At 29.4% G+C, this 20587-nt stretch carries 20 protein-coding genes; 17 read left to right on the plus strand and 3 right to left on the minus strand.

Features of this window, described 5'->3' with window-relative positions:
* The first annotated feature begins 9 nt into the window (after positions 1-9).
* The 3 genes from HMPREF3186_RS07915 to HMPREF3186_RS07925 are packed head-to-tail and all read left to right on the plus strand — an operon-like array spanning position 10 to position 2772.
* Positions 10-726, plus strand: coding sequence for a response regulator transcription factor (locus HMPREF3186_RS07915; RefSeq protein ID WP_060914700.1), 717 nt, complete (start codon positions 10-12; stop codon positions 724-726).
* An 11-nt stretch (positions 727-737) separates the two neighbouring features.
* The gene (locus HMPREF3186_RS07920; RefSeq protein WP_060914701.1) at positions 738-2039 is read left to right on the plus strand and encodes a MurT ligase domain-containing protein; all 1302 of its coding nucleotides are present in this window, start codon (positions 738-740) and stop codon (positions 2037-2039) included.
* Between the two features lie 4 nt (positions 2040-2043).
* Positions 2044-2772: a type 1 glutamine amidotransferase gene (locus tag HMPREF3186_RS07925; RefSeq protein ID WP_003145098.1), complete on the plus strand. Its 729-nt coding sequence runs from the start codon at positions 2044-2046 to the stop codon at positions 2770-2772.
* A gap of 43 nt (positions 2773-2815) precedes the next feature.
* Here the strand turns inward: HMPREF3186_RS07925 and HMPREF3186_RS07930 are convergent, their stop codons facing one another.
* Entirely contained in the window at positions 2816-4057 is a 1242-nt protein-coding gene (locus HMPREF3186_RS07930) for an aminotransferase class I/II-fold pyridoxal phosphate-dependent enzyme (protein ID WP_060914702.1), read from the minus strand.
* 146 nt (positions 4058-4203) lie between these two features.
* Here HMPREF3186_RS07930 and HMPREF3186_RS07935 point away from each other — a divergent pair, with 146 nt between their 5' ends.
* The 12 genes from HMPREF3186_RS07935 (at position 4204) to prmC (ending at position 15400) form a co-directional block, all read left to right on the plus strand.
* Positions 4204-5055 (plus strand): CPBP family intramembrane glutamic endopeptidase, encoded by an 852-nt coding sequence (locus tag HMPREF3186_RS07935; RefSeq protein ID WP_060914703.1) that lies wholly within the window; start codon positions 4204-4206, stop codon positions 5053-5055.
* Between the two features lie 245 nt (positions 5056-5300).
* A complete protein-coding gene (gene clpX / locus HMPREF3186_RS07940) occupies positions 5301-6509 on the plus strand; it encodes an ATP-dependent Clp protease ATP-binding subunit ClpX (RefSeq protein WP_060914704.1) in 1209 nt (402 codons plus the stop codon).
* 22 nt (positions 6510-6531) lie between these two features.
* Entirely contained in the window at positions 6532-8829 is a 2298-nt protein-coding gene (gene lon, locus HMPREF3186_RS07945) for an endopeptidase La (RefSeq protein ID WP_060914705.1), read from the plus strand.
* A 2-nt stretch (positions 8830-8831) separates the two neighbouring features.
* Positions 8832-9428 (plus strand): ribosome biogenesis GTP-binding protein YihA/YsxC, encoded by a 597-nt coding sequence (gene yihA, locus HMPREF3186_RS07950; RefSeq protein WP_060914706.1) that lies wholly within the window; start codon positions 8832-8834, stop codon positions 9426-9428.
* Between the two features lie 343 nt (positions 9429-9771).
* Positions 9772-10044 carry a 30S ribosomal protein S16 gene (gene rpsP / locus HMPREF3186_RS07955; RefSeq protein ID WP_003145074.1) on the plus strand — a complete coding sequence of 91 codons (273 nt, stop codon included), beginning with the start codon at positions 9772-9774 and terminating at the stop codon, positions 10042-10044.
* Positions 10045-10176: 132 nt separating this feature from the next.
* Entirely contained in the window at positions 10177-10821 is a 645-nt protein-coding gene (locus tag HMPREF3186_RS07960; protein ID WP_060914707.1) for an amino acid ABC transporter permease, read from the plus strand.
* 3 nt (positions 10822-10824) lie between these two features.
* Positions 10825-11454 (plus strand): amino acid ABC transporter ATP-binding protein, encoded by a 630-nt coding sequence (locus HMPREF3186_RS07965; RefSeq protein ID WP_060914708.1) that lies wholly within the window; start codon positions 10825-10827, stop codon positions 11452-11454.
* A gap of 11 nt (positions 11455-11465) precedes the next feature.
* On the plus strand, positions 11466-12302 hold the full coding sequence (locus HMPREF3186_RS07970) for an amino acid ABC transporter substrate-binding protein (protein WP_060914709.1): 837 nt from the start codon (positions 11466-11468) through the stop codon (positions 12300-12302).
* 243 nt (positions 12303-12545) lie between these two features.
* Positions 12546-12791: a type B 50S ribosomal protein L31 gene (locus HMPREF3186_RS07975; RefSeq protein WP_003145327.1), complete on the plus strand. Its 246-nt coding sequence runs from the start codon at positions 12546-12548 to the stop codon at positions 12789-12791.
* Positions 12792-12876: 85 nt separating this feature from the next.
* Complete coding sequence (locus HMPREF3186_RS07980) at positions 12877-13455, plus strand: thymidine kinase (protein ID WP_060914710.1); 579 nt, start codon at positions 12877-12879, stop codon at positions 13453-13455.
* 14 nt (positions 13456-13469) lie between these two features.
* Positions 13470-14558, plus strand: a complete 1089-nt coding sequence (prfA, locus tag HMPREF3186_RS07985; protein ID WP_003145535.1) for a peptide chain release factor 1 — start codon at positions 13470-13472, stop codon at positions 14556-14558.
* Positions 14558-15400 carry a peptide chain release factor N(5)-glutamine methyltransferase gene (gene prmC / locus HMPREF3186_RS07990; protein ID WP_060914711.1) on the plus strand — a complete coding sequence of 281 codons (843 nt, stop codon included), beginning with the start codon at positions 14558-14560 and terminating at the stop codon, positions 15398-15400. Before prfA ends, prmC begins: the two co-directional genes overlap by 1 nt.
* A 79-nt stretch (positions 15401-15479) precedes the next feature.
* Here the strand turns inward: prmC and HMPREF3186_RS07995 are convergent, their stop codons facing one another.
* Complete coding sequence (locus HMPREF3186_RS07995; protein ID WP_060914712.1) at positions 15480-16112, minus strand: LexA family protein; 633 nt, start codon at positions 16110-16112, stop codon at positions 15480-15482.
* Between the two features lie 554 nt (positions 16113-16666).
* Here HMPREF3186_RS07995 and gpmA point away from each other — a divergent pair.
* Both gpmA and HMPREF3186_RS08005 read left to right on the plus strand, forming a co-directional pair.
* Positions 16667-17353 carry a 2,3-diphosphoglycerate-dependent phosphoglycerate mutase gene (gene gpmA, locus HMPREF3186_RS08000; protein ID WP_060914713.1) on the plus strand — a complete coding sequence of 229 codons (687 nt, stop codon included), beginning with the start codon at positions 16667-16669 and terminating at the stop codon, positions 17351-17353.
* Between the two features lie 6 nt (positions 17354-17359).
* The gene (locus HMPREF3186_RS08005; RefSeq protein WP_231724188.1) at positions 17360-18118 is read left to right on the plus strand and encodes a hypothetical protein; all 759 of its coding nucleotides are present in this window, start codon (positions 17360-17362) and stop codon (positions 18116-18118) included.
* A 56-nt stretch (positions 18119-18174) separates the two neighbouring features.
* Here HMPREF3186_RS08005 and HMPREF3186_RS08010 read toward each other — a convergent pair whose 3' ends face one another.
* Positions 18175-20511: an SF1B family DNA helicase RecD2 gene (locus tag HMPREF3186_RS08010; RefSeq protein ID WP_060914715.1), complete on the minus strand. Its 2337-nt coding sequence runs from the start codon at positions 20509-20511 to the stop codon at positions 18175-18177.
* Positions 20512-20587: the final 76 nt, after the last annotated feature.

Genomic DNA, 20587 nt, shown 5'->3' on the forward strand with positions numbered 1-20587 from the left:
TGATGAATAGTGGCAGAGAGAATATTAATAATAGATGATGAAGAAAGAATAAGAAAATTATTAATAATGTATCTTGAAAAAGAAGGATATATTGTCGATGAAGCTAGTAATGGTCATGATGGTTTAGAAAGATTAAAATTTATGGACTATTCTTGCGTGCTTCTAGATGTTCAATTACCAATGTTAAATGGAAAATCTATTTTATCAGAATTTAGAAAAACTAAGGCTACACCTGTAATAATTATGTCAGGGCAGGCAGATGAACAGAGTAGAGTAGAAGGATTCGAGTTAGGGGCAGATGATTATGTAATTAAGCCTTTTAGCCCAAGAGAATTGATGTTAAGAATTAAAGCTATTCTACAACGTACTAAGAGAAGTGTATTTTATACTCCAGAACTTTATGCAAAAGATGTTCTTGTATTTCCTGGTTTAATCATTGATGTGAATTCTCATAAGGTTATAGTTGATGATAGTGAAGTGTTATTAACACCGAAAGAGTTTGACCTTTTACTATTTTTAGCTAAATCGCCAGATAAGGCGTTTAAACGTAATGAAATACTGCGTGCTGTTTGGGATTATGATTTTTATTCTGATCTTAGAACAGTAGATACACATATTAAACGTGTTAGAAAAAAATTCGATAAAATTTCCCCAAAAGTTTCTCAGATGATTGTCACGGTTTGGGGAATTGGTTATAAATTTGATACATCACAAAATAGTCTATAAAAGGAGAATATATGCTAGCATTTTATAGAAATTTAGCAAAGTTAACTAGAACTGCAAGTAAATTAGCAGGAAAAAAGGGAACAGATTTACCGGGTAAGGTATTAAGAAAAGTAAATGATAATGTCCTTACTAAATTAGCTAGTGATTTCGATGAAATTGTTTTTGTAACGGGGACTAATGGAAAAACGACAACATCAAATCTTATAGGTCATACTTTAAGATCTGCTGGTGAAAACTTTATTAATAATTTTGAAGGAGCGAATATGTTAGATGGTATTATCTCAACGTTTGCTATTCAAGGGAGAAATAACACTAGATTAGCCATTATCGAAATTGATGAGGGTTCTATTAAACGTGTTATGAAATATATTACACCAACAAAATTTGTTATCAATAATTTCTTTAGAGATCAGATTGATAGATTCGGAGAAATAGATACACTTATTGCAACGATTGGAGAACAACTCGAAGGTAAAAAAATCCAGTTAATCCTAAATAGTGATGATCCTTTTGTTACAAGACTTTCTAAGTATGGTGAAGATAATATTTATTTTGGAATTGCGAAGGATGCATATCAATTTTCCGATTTTGGAATTTCTGAATCCAAATTCTGTCCAAATTGTGGAATGGAGTTGATTTATGATCATGTTCATTATAGTCAGCTTGGTTTCTATCATTGCTCTAAATGTAATTTCGAACATCAAAATGTAAAATATGAAGTAACAAAAGCAACAGTTGAACCATTCATAAATATGTCTATTAATAATGGACATGCAATAGAGACGAAACTAGCTGGAGATTATAACATTTATAATTTACTAGCTGCGTATTCTCTATTAAAAGAGTTAGGCTTATCTGAAGATAAAATCGCAAAAGGGCTAGGAACATATACTCCTACTAATGGTCGTATGCAAAGTATAAGTTTTGCTAACGGGTCGACAGTGTTATTAAATCTTGCAAAAAATCCAGCTGGACTAAATGCATCATTAGCTATTGCTAATTCGATTAAGGAAGAAATAAATTACTTATTAGTACTTAATGATAATGGTGCTGATGGAATTGATATATCATGGATATGGGATACAGATTTTGATATATTATTAGGTCAAAATATTAAAAATATTGTATGTTCAGGAAAAAGAGCAAAAGAGTTAGCCTTAAGATTAAAATATTGTGGAATTAACGCTAATGTTGTAGTGAATGAGGCTATACCAGAAGCTGTAGCTAAACTGAAAAGTTATAATGAAAAGTATGCAATTGCTATTCCGAACTACACAGCCTTAGTAGAAACTCAAAGAGAATTGGAGAAATAATTCTATGGATTTAAAATTATATCATTTTATGCCAGATAAATTAAATTTATATGGAGATATAGGTAATGTTATCGCATTAAAGAAACGTTGTGAATGGCGTGGAATTAATCTTGAAATTGAAAATATCACTTCAACAGATGGAGTGAAATTAACAGATTGCGATATGTTCTTTATTGGAGGAGGATCTGATAGAGAGCAGTGTATAGCGACAGAGCAATTTAGTAAGATTAAGAATGAATTTAAATCTGCTATTGAAGATGGAATTCCAGCTCTTACTATTTGTGGTGGTTATCAATTTCTTGGTGAGTATTATAAAACTGTAGATGGTGATAAACTTCCAGGATTAAATATACTAGATTTTTACACAGAGTCAAAAAAAGACGCACCGCGTCTTATAGGTAATATACTAGTTGAATCTGAAAAATTTGGTAATATTGTAGGATTTGAGAATCATGGTGGAAGAACATACCACAATTATGAAACTCTAGGTAATGTAGTGGTTGGATATGGAAATAATGATGAAGATAAAAAAGAAGGAATTCTTTATAATAATCTTATTGGAACTTATCTTCATGGTCCAATTTTACCTAAGAACCCTAATGTAACAGATTATTTAATCAAAGCTGCATTAGATAATAAATATGGTACTTACGACTTTATTGAATTAAACAATGATATAGAGTTAAATGCCAATAAACACATGGTCGAATTATTAAAAAAATCTGTAAAATAAATAAAACTAGGTGAATTTATATTTGATTCACCTAGTTTTATTTTTAAAATTGTTGGATACATTCTTTGAACTTAGTTACTAATTCAGGAATTAATTCTATATCTAAGCATGAGAATGCTATTCTTATGTGCTCGTCATCCATAGAATATACCCCGTACTTGTATTCGTTTAGGAATTTTAGTCTGAATTCGTGAGCGTTAATTGTGTTTGGTAGTTTAATAGTGAAGAAATAGCCAGAGTTGAATGGTAAGATCGTGACTAGTGTATCTATTTTTTCTTTAGCGATAGCTGATTTAAGTTCGTTGTATCTATCTTGGATAATACTATCATTTTCTTCTTTTTCTTTAATTGCTTCTTTATTATCTAATAATCTTATTGCAATTTGTTGAGATAAGTTAGAAGGAGAAGATGTTGTACTTCTTAAGAATCCTTGAGTTTTTTCTAGAAGTTTTTGTCGTAAAGATGCATCTTTTGTGTAATATGTGATGAAACCTACTCGTAATCCCCAACTATAATATTCTTTAGTAATTCCATCTAATTTAACTATTAAGCAGTTTGGATTTTCTGCAAGTTTATATGTTGCACTAAGAGTAGGAGTTTTGTGATTATCCTCGAAAAATAGTCCGAAGTATGCATCATCAGAAACGATGATAAGTTGTTTATTTGGGTGCTCTTTAGCAAAAATATTAATTACTTCAACTAATTGAGTTAATTCATCATCTGATGGTGTATAACCTGTTGGATTATTTGGGAAGTTTAATATTAAAGAAATTTTATCTTGTTTAATATCATAAAGTACATTTTTGAAATTATCAATGCTAAATTTATTATTTTCGTCAAATTGATTGTATTTATAGATGTTGTTACCTAACTTAATAGTATATATTTGAGCATAGTTTTGCCAAAATAGATTTGGTAAAAGTAGAGCATCTCCTGCTTCACTAAATAAGTTTGCCGCAATGTCAATACCTTGTGTAATACCTGTAGTTACCATTGGTAAAGATAAATATTCATCATTAATTTTTGGATTATCTTTTAAGATTTTTTGTTTCCATAATTCTCTCATTTTTGGTAATCCTGGTGTTGGAGAATATGGTAAATATTCTGAATTGTTAATTTCTGTTATTACTTTATTAATTGACGGTAATGCCATCGCTTTTTTATTTGCTGTTGCAATACCGATAGTAGCATTTATTGCCCCTGCAACTGCTGCTGTTTCTTTCGATTGAATTAGTACGTCTTGAGGTAAAATAATATTTTCACCTAATTTTGAAAAAAATGACATAGTATTCCTCCTATTTCGTATATAAATTAATTATACCACTAATAGATGATTACTAAAAGATTTTAATAAGAGTATTTTAATAATCGTAGCTAAAATTTGTTATTTGTGTTAGGATAGTAATATCTGATTAAAGTAGGAGAATTTGAATGAAAAGTGTAGATTTATTAAAAAACAAAGGTGTAATGAATTTTACTCTAATGTTCTTGTTGATTATTGTATATTCATTTTTACAAGGAATACTATTTGAATATGTCTTTAAAAATATAGTTGGTTATAATATTATATCTGTTTTATGCTCATATATATTTTCAGCGGTTATTTTATTATTTTTTGTTAAGTATTTTGAAAAAACAACGTTTGAATATTTTGGCTTTAGTAAAGAAAATAATTTAGAAGCTATTAAAGTAGGAGCAGGATTAGCTATATTTAGTATTGTAGGAGTAGTAGCTATTTTATTGATGTCAAATAATATATCTCTATCCTTATCAAAGGATTTAAAAATTGGTATAATAATTATTCTTACTATGTTAGTTTTAATGCAAGGCTTTCTAGAAGAGGTTGTTTTTAGAGGTTATTTAATGACTAGATTAGCAGCAAAAAAAGGAAAATGGATAGCCATTCTATTGAGTTCGCTATTTTACTTAGTATTTCGTATGTCTAATCCAACTACATCAAAAATAGATTTATTAAATATATTTTTAATATCAGTTGTAATGTCATTATTATATTGGTATTTTGATAATGTTTTAGTTATTGCAATTTTTCATGCTTTTTGGAATTGTATATCTGGTTTGGTATTTGGATTTAATTTAAGTGGGATTAAATTATCCGATTCAATATTTACTGTTGAGGCAATTAGTGATAAACAAATACTAATCGGAGGAAGTTATGGAATAGAAGGTAGTATTATTACTACAGTTTTCTTCGCTATTTTGGGACTATTAGTATATATGGGCTTATATCTAAAAATGTTTAGAAGAATAACAAAAAATAAATAGAAATTGAATAAGATATAAAATTTTAAGATTTAAATTTTATATCTTATTTTTTATTAGGGAAAAATACAAAAAGATATGTTGAATTACCTTCTAATAGCACTTATATTAATTATTTTGTAGTACTATTTGCTAGTAAATATAGTTAGAATATGTTATAATAATGTGTATCTTTTTGGGCTTTATATCGATTTGATAATAAAAAGATAATAAGATATAAAAAAAGTTCAATAATGTGAGGTGTAATTATGGTTAAAAATAAAGATGAAGTAAGATGTTCTTTTTGTGGAAAAAATACTAACGAAGTTTTTAAAATGATTGCTGGGAATGACGTATTTATTTGTGATGAGTGCGTTGATTTATGCTCAGATATAATCGAAGAAGAAATTGACTATAGAAATGCAAAAAATAAACCAGTATTTAAGTTATTAGAACCTCAAAAAATCATGGAACATTTAAATGAGTATGTAATTAGTCAGGATAAAGCTAAAAAATCTGTAGCTGTAGCTGTTTATAATCATTATAAAAGAATTATAGCTAAAGAAAATAATGATATTGAATTACAAAAGAGTAATATTGCTTTAATAGGTAGCACAGGATCAGGTAAAACATTAATTGCTCAAACATTAGCGAAGATGCTTGATGTACCTTTTACAATTTCTGATGCAACTACATTAACAGAAGCAGGATATGTAGGTGAAGATGTTGAAAATATTCTTCTTCGACTTATTCAGAGTGCAAATTATGATATAGAAAGAGCTGAAAAAGGTATTATCTATATCGATGAAATTGATAAAATCGCTAAAAAAGGTGAGAATATTTCAATAACTCGTGATGTTTCTGGAGAAGGTGTTCAACAAGCACTTCTTAAAATTTTAGAAGGAACGGTTGCTAGTGTTCCACCGCAAGGAGGAAGAAAACACCCTGGAGAAGAAATGATAAAAATAAATACGAAGAATATACTATTCATTATTGGTGGTGCATTCTCAGGTATTGAAGAAATTATTAAACGTCGTCTTGGAGAAAAAGTTATTGGTTTTTCTAAGAGTGATGAGTTAAATGACAATGAGGATATTATTTCTAAAGTAAAACACGAAGATCTTGTTAAGTTTGGTATGATTCCAGAATTTATCGGTCGTATTCCGGTTGTTTGTTATTTAGAAGAACTAGATGAGAAGGATTTAGTTAGGGTTTTAACTGAGCCTAAGAATTCGGTAGTTAAACAATATGAATATTTATTTGAACTTGATGGAGTAAAACTAGTATTTGAAAAAGAAGCATTAGAAGAAATTGCTAAAGAATCGATTAAGAGAAAAACAGGAGCTCGAGGCTTACGTTCTATTATCGAAGAATTACTTTTAGATGTAATGTTTGAAATTCCAAGTAAAAAAGATATTAAAACATGTACGGTAACACGTGATAATGTAATTAATAAAACAAAACCAATTTTAAAATAAATAGGTTAGAGAGGAGTTCGTTTTGACAAAATATTATTTATTAGAGAATAGAGATTTATTCTTTCCGTCTAATACTTATACAATAGATGTAACGGACAAAAAATTTTTAAAAACGATAAAAACTGTAAAAAAAGATAGAATTCCAGTTTTTGTAACGTATAAGAGAAAACCAATTGATAGTTATGATGATTCATTTTCTGAAGAGGATGTATTTGATAGTAATGGATTCAATGTTTTCTTTGGTACATATGGTCAACTTACAATTGATAAAAAGAATAAAAAGTATGAATACCACTGCTATGGTATAGCTGAGGTTAAAAGTGGCGTTTATAACAATAATATTGTAGAAAATTTAGATATTAATATTAGAGAAATTGTAGATAATGGATTTGATAAAGCAGGATTATTAAATAGTATTAGAACTAATTTCCTTAATTACTTAAAAAGAGAAAACTTTGATATTGATTACTATAAAACTGATGATTTAGAGAAGTTTATAAATAAAAATATTAAATTTTTCCCAATCGATAAAATGCTTAAACAAAGAGTGTTGTTTTTACTAGATTTAGAGAAAAAAGCAATCTTCCTAAACAGAAGTCTAGAAGCATTCTTAGTTGGTAATAGTTTTAAACGTGAAATCGATGAAAAAGTTCGTACGAATATAGATAATCAACAGAAAGAATACTTTTTACGTGAACAGATGAAAGTAGTTCAAGATGAACTAAGACAAATTTCACCTGAAGATGATGACATTGAAAAAATCCGCCAGGCTATAAATGAAATTGAATTATCTGAAGAAGATAAAGCAGTATTATTAAAAGAAGTAGATCGTCTAGAAAAAACACCTGTTATGAGTCCAGAACACTCAATTATAAGAACATATCTGGATACTGTTGTTGCTTTACCTTGGAACACTTTAACAGCAGATGAAATCGATATAAAAAATGCAGAAAAAATTCTAAATGAAGACCACTATGGTCTAGAAAAAATTAAAGAAAGAATATTAGAGTTCTTGGCTGTTAAGAAGTTGCGTGATGATATGAAGTCACCAATATTATGCTTATCTGGGCCTCCAGGTGTAGGTAAGAGTTCATTAGCTAAGTCTATTGCCGCTTCTATGGGAAGAAGTTTTGTACGTATTTCTCTAGGAGGGGTTCATGACGAAGCTGAAATTCGTGGACATAGAAGAACATATCTAGGTGCATTACCAGGTAAGATTATTCAGTCGCTGAAGAAAATTAAAACTAAGAATCCTGTAATACTATTAGATGAAATTGATAAAATGGCATCTGATATTAAAGGAGATCCAGCAGCTGCGATGCTAGAAGTAATTGATCCTGCGCAAAACAATGAGTTTGTGGATCATTATCTAGATATTCCATTCGATTTATCAAAAGTTCTATTTATTGCTACAGCCAATAATCTAAGCTTAATCCCAGCTCCGCTTAGAGATAGAATGGAAGTTATAGAATTAGAATCATATACAATTAAAGAAAAAGAAAATATTGCTGCTAAATATTTAATTCCACGTCAAATTACAGAAAATGGTCTGAAAAAAGGACAAATTACTTTTAGTAAACAAGCTATTAATAAAATAATTAATGGTTATACGTATGAAGCGGGAGTAAGGAATTTAGAGCGAGTTTTCGGAGCTATCTGCAGAAAAGCTGCTTTGAAAGTTCTTCAAGGTGAAGAAAAAATTAAGGTTGGAGTTAATAACCTAGAAGATTTTGCTGGTCCTGAAAAATATAGTGGTAAAGATAAGAATGTAAAACCAGAGATTGGATTAGTTAATGGATTAGCGTATACAGTAGTTGGTGGAGATACATTAGAGATTGAAACGAGTATCTCGAAAGGTACAGGTAAAATTATCCTAACAGGTAAACTAGGTGATGTAATGAAAGAATCAGCTCAAATGGCTATTTCATTCTTACGATCTAATGCAGAAAAATTAGGAATTGAAGATGTTAATTTCTCAGAAATTGATATACATCTACATGTACCGGAAGGAGCAGTTCCTAAAGATGGTCCATCAGCGGGTATTACGATTACTACTTCAGTATATTCAGCTTTAACTAAAAAGCCGGTTGATAATAATATTGCAATGACTGGAGAAATGACTCTACATGGTAAAGTACTGCCAATTGGCGGAGTTAAAGAGAAAATCTTAAGTTCTGAGAAAATGAATATCAATACTATTATTATTCCAACTAAGAACAAAAAAGATTTAATTGATATACCTGAAGAAGTTCTTGAAAAATTAACTATTCACACAGTAGACAATATTCAAGAAGTGTTTAAAATAGTATTTGGAGAATAATAATGAAAAAGTTAAATACACATAATGTAGATTTACTTATAAGTGCGGTATCGAAAAAACAATATCCAGAACATGAAAAACCAGAAGTTGCGATGTGTGGTCGTTCAAACGTTGGGAAATCATCTTTTATTAATACAATTTTAGAAAGAAAAAACTATGCTCGTGTTTCATCTAAACCAGGGAAAACTCGTACACTAAACTTTTTTGATGTAAATGATCAAGTAGTCCTAGTAGACGTACCAGGATATGGATATGCAAAATTATCAAAACCTGAAAAAGAAAAATTATATGATATGATTGTTGAGTATTTTACTAATAGTGAAAATCTTGGATTTGTATTACATTTAATTGATAGTAGACACAAGCCTTCTCAAGATGATATTGAGATGAATGAATTTTTAAATTACTACGAGATTCCATTCGTTATAGTTATGACAAAAATTGATAAAATATCAAAAAATGAATTGGCTAAAAATACCGGGATTATAAAACGAGAATTAGACCTAACGAACAATATGGCTATTATTCCATTTTCTTCGGTTACTAAAATAGGTAAAGATCAAGTGCTTAGTGAAATTGCTAAAGTATTAGAAGATTAAAAATTGAAATATAGATGAGGGGGGACTCGATAATCATGATTTCGTAGAAATCGATTTTGTCGAGTCACCTCTTTTTTTGATTATTCTTATGGTATAAGGGGTGTTTTTTTATAAATATTTTATCTTTACATGGTAAAATAAACCTGGTATAATAAGGTTTAGGTGAGTCAACAAAAAAAGTTGACATTTTTCACCAAAAAGTATTGACATACTTTTAGTTTAATGTTAGAATAATATCTAGCTTAGAAAACTTAGCGTTATAGATTCAACTTTTTCATTAAAACACTTCATAAACACACACACATAAAATTAATAAAAAAGTTGAAACATAAGGAGTACAAACATGGCAGTAAAAATCCGTTTAAAAAGATTAGGTGCTAAAAAATCACCTTTCTACCGTATCGTTGTTGCTGATTCAAGATCTCCACGTGATGGACGTTCTATCGAAACTATCGGTACTTACAATGCTGTTAAAGAACCAGCAGAAGTTAAAATCGATGAAGAGTTAGCATTAAAATGGTTAGGTAATGGAGCTCAACCTTCTGACACAGTTAGAAGTTTATTATCAAAAGAAGGAATTATGAAAAAATTCCACGATTCAAAATTAAATAAATAATATATTTAGCCCCTTAGTTAGTAAGGGGTTTTTGTTTTATAAAAATTGTGCTATAATTAAATATAAAATTTTTAAAACAACCAATTTCATTATTAGTAATGAATACAAATAAATATAAAAGGAGGATAATATATGGAATATTTAATAGAAATATTACCTAGTCTGATTAATGGAGCACTTATAACATTAGAAGTGTTTTTTCTAGTTTTAGTATTATCGATTCCGTTAGGTGTAGTAATAGCGTTTATTATGCGCTTTAATATTAAGTTATTAAATTACTTTATTAATATATATATATGGATTATGCGTGGGACGCCGTTGTTATTACAATTGATTTTTATCTATTATGTATTACCATCTGTGGGAATACGATTCGATAGATTACCTGCTGCAATAATCGCATTTACGTTAAACTATGCAGCATACTTTGCTGAGATTTTCCGTGGAGGTATTGAATCAATACCAAAAGGGCAATATGAGGCAGCTAAAGTATTGAAATTCACTCAATTTCAGACAATTAGATATGTTATTTTACCGCAGGTAATAAAAATTGTACTACCTAGTGTATTTAATGAAATAATGAGTCTTGTTAAGGATACATCTTTAGTTTATGCATTAGGAATTAGTGACCTAATATTAGCTAGTAGAACGGCTGCTAATAGAGATGCTAGTTTATTACCAATGTTTGTTGCGGGTGCAATTTATTTAATATTAATAGGTATTGTGACAATTGTATCTAAGAGAGTAGAAAAACGTTATAATTATGATAGGAGGTAATGTATGTTAGAATTAAAAAATATTAGTAAAAAATTCAAAGATAGACAAATACTTTCAGATTTTAATTTAACTGTAGAAAAGAATAAAATTTTAGCGATAGTAGGTCCTTCTGGTGGTGGGAAAACAACCCTATTAAGAATGTTAGCTGGTCTTGAAAAAATAGACTCAGGTGAAATTATTTATAATGGTGAGTCTCTTCCGATTGATGAATTGGAAAAAAGAAATCTTTTAGGTTTTGTGTTTCAAGATTTTCAGCTTTTCCCTCATCTTACTGTCCTAGAAAATCTAGTTTTATCTCCAATTAAAACTATGAATATGGAAAAAAATGATGCTGAGAAAAAGGCGATTGAATTGTTAGAAAAACTTGGTTTAGAGAAACAGATTAATAATTATCCAACGTCATTATCTGGAGGACAGAAGCAGCGTGTTGCATTAGCTCGCGCTATGATGATAAATCCAAAAATTATAGGTTATGATGAACCGACAAGTGCATTGGATCCTGAATTAAGATTAGAAGTTGAGAAATTAATACTTAAGAATAGAGAACTAGGTATTACACAAATTGTTGTAACTCACGATTTACAGTTTGCTGAAAATATTGCTGATAGTATTCTGAAAGTAGAACCGAAATAAGAGGTGGTTAAATGAGAAAATTAAAATTCTTTCTAACACTTGTTATTACTGTTTTAATAATTACAGGTTGTGCATCTGGAGGAAAAGATAAACCTAAAAAAGATAATTGGAATGATTTTCAAACAGATAAAAAGATTGTTATTGGATTTGATAATACTTTTGTACCGATGGGCTTCCAAGATAAAAGTGGAAAAAACGTTGGTTTTGATATAGATTTAGCGAATGCTGTCTTTGAAAAATATGGGATTAAGGTAGAGTGGCAAGCTATAAACTGGGATTTAAAAGAAACAGAATTAAAGAATGGAAATATTGATTTAATTTGGAATGGATATTCGAAAACTGCAGAAAGAGAGGCTGTCGTGCAATTTACTAAGCAGTATATGGTGAATGAACAGGTTGTAGTTGTAAAGAAATCTAAAGGTGTTAAAAATATAACAGACTTAAAAGATAAGGTTCTAGGTGCTCAAAATGGTTCATCTGGATACGATACTTTTAATGAAAATCCAGATGTTCTTAAAAATATTGTGAAGAATAATGATGCTACTCAATACGAGAGTTTCAATGAAGCTTTAATTGACTTAGAAAATGATAGAGTAGATGCATTATTAATCGATAGAGTGTATGCGAACTATTATTTAAAACAACAAAATAAATTAGAATACTTTGACATTTTAAATGCAGGATTTGATAGTGAAGCTTTTGCGGTTGGAGCAAGAAAAGCAGATGTAACACTTGTTAAAAAAATTAATGAAGCATTCTATGAGATGTACAAAGAGGGGAAATTCCAAGAGATTTCTAAAAAATGGTTCGGAGAAGATGTTGCAACTGAAGAAATAAAAAGTAAATAATAATATTCGGGGTAATCAAAATATTGATTGCCTCACTTTTTGTAATATGATATAACAATATATAAATTTGTATGTAATGGTTAAAAAATAAATAAGGGTGTCAACAAAAAAAGTTTACAAATATTAGTAAAAGTACTTGATTTTTTTTAGAATATTATTTATAATAAATAGGTATGTGATTAACTCACTGAAAAATAACTCTGTTCGTATTAAAAGCGTTCAGGGCAGAAGGAGACGATAATAATGAGAGAAGGAATTCACCCAGATTACCGTAAAGTTGTGTTCATGGATACTACAAGTGGTTTCAAATTTTTAAGTGGTTCAACTAAACCATCTAAAGAAACTATCGAGTGGGAAGATGGAAATACATACCCATTATTAAAAGTTGAGATCTCTTCAGATACACACCCATTCTACACAGGGCGTCAAAGATTCGCTCAAGCAGATGGTCGTATCGAACGTTTCAACAAAAAATACGGTATCAAGTAAGAAAAATAAAACAGACATTTCTTTATTGGATTGTCTGTTTTTATTCTATTAGTAATTGTATAATATAAGCCCGAGGGGATATGTAATGATAGAAAATAGAAAATTCGGATGGATAGAATGTATTTGTGGTAGCATGTTTTCTGGTAAGTCAGAAGAACTGCTAAGACGTATAAAACGTGGAGTAATTGCTAAACAAAACGTGCTTCTATTTAAACCGTCTATAGATAATAGATACGAAGAGAACAAAGTCTCTACTCATAATGGAAATAGTTATGAATCTGTAAATATTGATAAAGCAGAGCAGATTTATGACTATATAAATGATAAAAAATATGATATCATAGGAATTGACGAAGTGCAGTTCTTTGATGATAAAATTGTTGAAGTTATAAATAAGCTTGCTGATGATGGAGTTCGTGTTATTGTTGCAGGTTTAGATATGGATTTCAAAGCAGAACCATTTCATCCTATGCCTGAGATTATGGCTATTAGTGAAATGGTAACTAAACTTCATGCTGTATGCAATAAATGTGGAAAAGAAGCAAGTCGAAGTCAAAGATTGATAAATGGTGAACCTGCTAAGTATAATGATCCAATCGTAGTTATTGGAGCTAGTGAATCATATGAAGCTAGATGTCGTCATTGTCATGAAATTAAAAGATAAATTAGGAGGAACAAATGGAAATTTTTGGACAACTTGAGATAGTTGAAGAGCGTTATGAAAAGTTAAACGAATTACTTAGTGATCCAGATGTTGTAAGTGATACAAAGAAACTTATGGAATATTCAAAAGAACAACGCTCTATTGAAAAAACAGTAGCTGTATTTAGAGAATATAAAGATATAGTTCAACAAATTAAAGACACAAAAGAACTTCTTGAAATTGAAGAAGATAAAGAAATGAAAGAAATGATGCAAGAAGAGATTAAGGAATTAGAACCAACTCTTGCACCTATGGAAGAAGAATTAAAAATTCTATTATTACCAAAAGATCCTAACGATGGTAAAAACGTTGTTGTTGAGGTTCGTGGAGCAGCGGGTGGAGATGAAGCACAATTATTCGCAGGTGATTTATTACGTATGTACACTAGATTTGCTGAATCTCAAGGATGGAAAGTTGATGTACTAGAACGTTCTGAAACTGGAATCGGTGGTATTAAAGAAGCAATCTTCATTATTTCTGGTGAAGATGTTTACTCTAAGATGAAATTCGAAAGTGGAGCGCATCGAGTACAACGTGTCCCTACAACAGAATCAAGTGGACGTATCCATACTTCAACAGCAACAGTAGTAGTATTACCAGAAGCTGAAGAGATTGAAATTGATATTAATGAAAATGATATCCGTGTTGATACATTTGCATCAAGTGGTGCTGGAGGTCAATCGGTAAATACAACAATGTCAGCTGTACGTTTAACTCACATTCCTACAGGAGTTGTAGTATCTATGCAGGATGAGCGTTCTCAGATTAAGAATAAAGAGAAAGCTATGAAAGTATTACGTGCCCGTGTATATGATAAATATCAACAAGAAGAACAAGCTAAGTTTGATGCTGAACGTAAATCTAAAGTTGGTACTGGGGACCGTTCTGAACGTATTAGAACATATAACTATCCTCAAAACCGTGTTACTGACCACAGAATTGGTTTAACTATTCAAAAACTAGACCAAATTATGGAAGGTAAACTTGATGAAGTTCTAGAAGCACTTCGTATTGCAGAGCAAGCTGAGAAAATGGCAGAACTTAATAAAGGTGAAGAACTATAATGAACAGAAGGCAAGCTATAACAAAAGCTTGTCTTCTTTTAAGAAGACAAGGAAAAGAAGAATCTTTAGCTAGATTTTTACTAATGTATATCCTAGACGAAAGTCCGCATTTATTCTCAAATAATCTGTCAGAGCAAATGTCTAAAGAAATTGAAGATAAATATTTTTCTTTGATTGAAAAACACATTAAAGAAGATGTTCCATTAAGTCATTTAGTAGGTTTTGAATATTTTTATGATAGGAAATATAAAGTCACTAAAGATGTCTTATCACCGAGGATGGAGACTGAGGAGCTTATATATAAAGTTATTGAATATGTAAAAGCGTCTAATAAGAACAAATTCAAAATTCTAGATCTTTGTACAGGAAGTGGTATAATAGCTATTACATTAAAGAAAGAATTATCTCAATTCTCGATTGATGTAGTGGCCAGTGATATTAGTGAAGAGGCTATAGAAGTTGCAAAAGAAAATGCACAATCTCATGATGCTACTATTAAATTCATAAAATCGGATATTTTTAATAATATTGATAATAAATTTGATATTATTGTTTCAAATCCTCCATATATAGACCGTAAGGATGAGGTTACAATGCAGGATAATGTACTAAAATATGATCCACATCTTGCGTTATTTGCTGAAGAAGAAGGTATGTATTTTTATAGAAAAATTATAGAACAGGCGAATGATTATTTAAATGAAAATGGAGTTATGTTTTTTGAAATAGGATATGATCAGAAAGATAAGATTATAAAACTAGCAGATATGAATGGATTTTCGGCTGAAGTTTATAGAGATATAAATGGCCGAGATAGAATGGCGTTTTTAGTTCGTAAATAAAAAAAGCGAGAATTACTTAGAAAAGTATCTAAGTAATTTTCGCTTTTTGGCGTTTGATAATCTGTTTAAAATCAAAAAATTAAAGTTCCCTATATACTCCAACACATTCTCCGATTATTTCTACGTTACGTGTAACAATAGGTTCGTAATCAGGATTGCAAGGATAAAGAATCACATTGTCATTTTTAACAAATATTTTCTTTAAAGAAGCTTCGTTCCAATCAGTTAAACGAACTGCTGCAATTTTTCCGTTTCTAACTGAACTCTGTTGGCGGATAAATACTAAATCGCCATCAAAAATTCCAGCTTCAATCATACTATCGCCCTTAACACGTAATGCAAAATCAGCTCGCATACCTTGATCGATGAAAATATGCTCATCATATTCTTCTTCAATATACACACCATCTCCAGCACAAATTGTACCTAATATTGGTAATTTAGATACATCATCAGAAAAATTTTGTGCTGATGATACGTTGCTATCAGTACTGTTGACTTCCATAGTATCACAATCACCGACAAGCCACTCTGGATTAACCGATAGGTATTCAGCTATTATAATAAGCTTATCTCTTTTTGGAGTATATTTTCCTTTAGACCAATCGCTAATTGATGATGGAGTAATATTAGTAGAACGAGCAAGTTCAGCTTGCTTTATATTCTTTTCTTTTAAACATTGTTTAAATCTAATGCTAAATGTTGTTGTCATAATATTTTTTCCAATCTTTTTTATCTATATATAAATTATAAAGTAAACCGTATATAAAATCAAGTAACTTTATAAAAAAAATTAAGAAATATGAATTTTTCACTTGATTTTCGGTTTTCCGTATGTTATTATATAAGTACGATAAGAAATTAAGTTTTACGTATAAAAAGAAAGAAGGTAATTTTATGTTTATATATTGGATAATTATACTAGTTTTATTAGCAAAAGTTTTTACATTTTTTGAAACTAATAAATTAAAGATTGTAAAAAGGGGAAAATTGAATCGTAAAGTGTATTAGTATATTTTATTAATTTAATGAAGTTATTATGATGAGAAAATATTATTTACTGTTATAAGATTAGATGAACTATAATAATGATCTAATCTTATTTTTTTATCTTATATATATCAGTAAAGAATAAATGTTATTTAACTAAATATAATAAAGTTGATGTAACGTTTTCATAGATGAAATTATAATAAAAACTATGTACTAATACTAGAAAATATTGTATAATAAAAATATAATAACGAAACTAGGAGGATTTCTTAAATGAAATTAGTATTAACTAGACATGGTGAAAGCCAATGGAATCTTGAAAACAGATTTACAGGATGGGTTGATGTAGACATCACTGATAAAGGTAGACAAGAAGCGATTAAAGGTGGACAAACTCTTAAAGAATTAGGTCTTACTTTTGATGTAGCTTATACTTCATACCAAAAACGTGCTATCAAAACTTTAAACCTATTCTTAGAAGAATTAGATTTATTATGGATTCCAGTACACAAAAGCTGGAGATTAAATGAAAGACACTATGGAGCTTTACAAGGTCTTAACAAAGCTGAAACTGCTGAAAAATATGGTGATGAACAAGTTCACATCTGGAGAAGAAGTTTTGACGTAGCTCCACCTGCATTAGATAAATCTAGTGACATGTACCCAGGAAACATCGATAGATATAAAGAAATTCCAGAAGGAGAAATCCCAACAGGAGAAAGCTTAAAACTTACTATCGATCGTGTATTACCTTACTGGGAAAGCGATATTTCTAAACAAATTAAAGCTGGTAAAAACGTACTTATCTCTGCTCACGGTAACAGTTTAAGAGCGTTAATCAAATACTTATTAAATATCTCAGATGAACAAATCTTAGATCTTAACTTACCAACTGGTACTCCACTAGTATTTGAAATCGACGAAAACTTAAACATTATCTCAGCACCAGAATTATTCTAATAAGTAATGAAGAAGCTGATAATATTACTAACAACCTTGCTAATTTTGCAAGGTTGTAGTTCTAAAGGAGATATTTCTACTGAACAATTACAAAATCTTACTAATTCCGTTTCAATAAGCCAGCTAGAAAAAACAGAATTTAGTAAAAAAGATAATAAATTAGTTATTTCAACAAATGATGAAGTAATAAGTAAAGAAGGTTTTGACTCGCTTTTAAAATCGTTAAAATTAAATAGTTTTAACGGTAAAGCGATCAACGTTGACGGTATAAACTCAAATGAGTTTAATAATAAAGACTTTAACATAGCTATTGTTACTAAAAATAATAATTCTGTCACATTCAGTGTTAAAGATAGTAGTAATAAAAATTATGAAATTACTAATAAAAAGTATTCAAAAGATTACATGAAAAATAAATTAAATGAATTTTCTAAAGAATTAATCAGATTTGATGAATTAGCAGGAACTATTCAGACTGATCTTGATAAAGGACGTTCTTTAGGTGATAAAGTAGATAAGTTTAAAGAAGTAGCTGAGAAGGTAAATACTTCTATGTTAACATTAAAATCATTATCTGCTGACAATATTGAATATGGAAAATTAGACGAAATTAAGCAAAGAGTTCAACGTTTAGAGACTTTAACTAAAAATGTTGTCGCAGCTGTGAATACTTCAGTAGAAAGTAAAAAAGGTACTGCAATAGATGCGGCTTTCTTAACTATCAATGATATTGATAAGATAGCTCGTGATTTAGCAGCAATGTAATATAAAAAGAAACCTAGAAGTAGTTTTTTAGCTACATCTAGGTTTTGTTATTTGACTTAGATAAAGTCAATTGGTTTTATATCTCCCATTCCAATCATTGGATCGATTGTATTGATATTTTGAAAATTCAATATATATTCTTTAATTTCCTCTTCTAATTCAAGTTCTTGTATTTTCGCTTCTTTGTCTGTTGTAAAGAACCATTCTAGTGCTGTTTGTCTAGTTACAACATTTGTTGGCTCTATCGACTTGTAAAATACATTTGAACTACCACAGAGTATTAATTTTTTCTTAGCACGTGTTATTGCAGTATATGTTAGGTTTTTATTTAACATAAAATTGTAGTTATCAATAAAAGGAATAATCACATTCTCAAATTCTGACCCTTGGGCTTTGTGGATTGAACAAGCATAAGAAAGGGTAATTTGATTTAGCTCTGTTTTTTCATAGGTAACATAATTACCGTCATAGTCTATTACTATTTTTACTTTATTTCCTTCTTTATAAATCTCTTCTATATAGCCTATATCACCGTTAAAAATATTATCCTCAGGTCTATTTACTAACTGCATAACTCGGTCATTAACTTTATATATTAATTCACCGTATTCTATTTGTTCCTCATTATCGTTAAACCTTGATTGAATAGCCATATTTATCTCATTGATACCACTTGTTCCTTTGTAGATAGGAGCTAAAATTTGAATGTTTTCTTTTGTAGAACCTTTTATTAAATCATCATATATGGCTGAGATGACATTTATCATTTCATTTTTGTTTGCTGAGATAAATTCTTTGTCGTCGAAGTTTTCTAAGATATCGAATGGAATATTGTTTTTTATTGAATGTGAAATATTAATAATACTTGAATGTTCACTTTGTCTAAATATTTTATTTAATTTTACTGTGGAAATCGCTTTGGAATTAATTAAATCATTAAGCACATTACCAGGAGCGATAGAAGGAAGTTGGTCATTATCACCGACTAATATAATTTTAGCGTCTTTGTTAATGATTTTTAGTAAATTATACATTAAAAATACATCAATCATACTAGACTCATCGATTATAACTAGTTCTGATTTAATAAATTTTTCACTAACGAATTCTTCCATGTTTTCATCTTCTGTACTCCAACCAATAGCTTTATGAATTGTTGAAGCATAAAAGCCAGTACTTTCTGACATTCTTTTTGCAGCCTTACCAGTTGGTGCACATAAAGTAAGAATACTTCTAGATTCATCAAGTAAGTCGTGAAGACTGTAGTTTTTAATTTTTTGGAAGATTTTTATTACGGCAAGTATTATTGTAGTTTTCCCTGTTCCAGGACCACCGGTTAAAATAGCGAAGTTATTTTTAATACAATTTTTGATTGCGGCTATTTGCACGATATCGTATGATATCTCTAATTCATCTTCAACCTCTTCTATATATTTATCAAGTAAGCTGTCGCTAATATCAAAACCATCTTCGAGTTCTAGTCTTTTACTAATGTCACTGTAAATAGAGTACTCAGAATAGTAAATTTCAGGTAAAAATACTCTGTCTTCAATTTCTATTAGTTTACCGGTATCTAGTGCGTAGTCATAAGAACTTAGTATATCTTCTTTAGTTACGGCTATATTTCTAGAGCTATATAGTATATTAAACGTATTATAGAGTAGTGTGTTTTTTGATATATATGTATTACCGGTTGAAAAACAAAATGAGTTTATTGTGTATATAAAACCATACAGGATTCTTTCGCGATCGTTTGCGGCTATTTCATTAGTTTCGGCTATTTTATCTACTGTTTTAAAGTTAATACCTTTAATATCTTTTATTAAGGAGTAGGGACTTTCCGTAATAGTACGAAGTGTATTATGCTTATAGAAGTTATATATTTTTAGAATCAAATTATTGCTAAGATTATACTCGTTTAGTTTAAGGATAATATCTTGTGTTTGTTTATTTGCAACAATAGTAGCATATATTGTATCTTTTCTCTGTTCTGGAATACCTTTTATATTAAATAGAGAATCTTTATTTTCATAAATTTTATCTAATGCATCAACTCCAAGTGTATCAACTATTAATTCAGCTGTTTTTCTTCCAACACCTTGGAATATAGAGCTTGAAAGATAAGAAACAATAGCTTCTTTATCTTTTTCTATTACTGGTTCTACAACGATTGCTGATAATTGAGTTCCATATTTTCTATGTTGGACTATTTCTCCTTTGAATGAATAAAGATCATCTTCTATAAATTCAAAATCATTAAAAGTACCAACAACACTAAGATAATCTCCTTCAACAAAGTCGTATTTATCGTTTAAAAAGATAGATAAAATATAATAATTGTTTTCTTTATTGTGGAAAATGATTTTATTTAAATAACCTTCTACAGTTTGCATAATTAACTCCTACTAATTTCTTTATAACAACAATAATAATATAATATAGAAAAAAAGTCTAGTGTATATGAGATGA

Source organism: Gemella haemolysans (genome assembly GCF_001553035.1).
Lineage (GTDB): Bacteria > Bacillota > Bacilli > Staphylococcales > Gemellaceae > Gemella > Gemella haemolysans_B.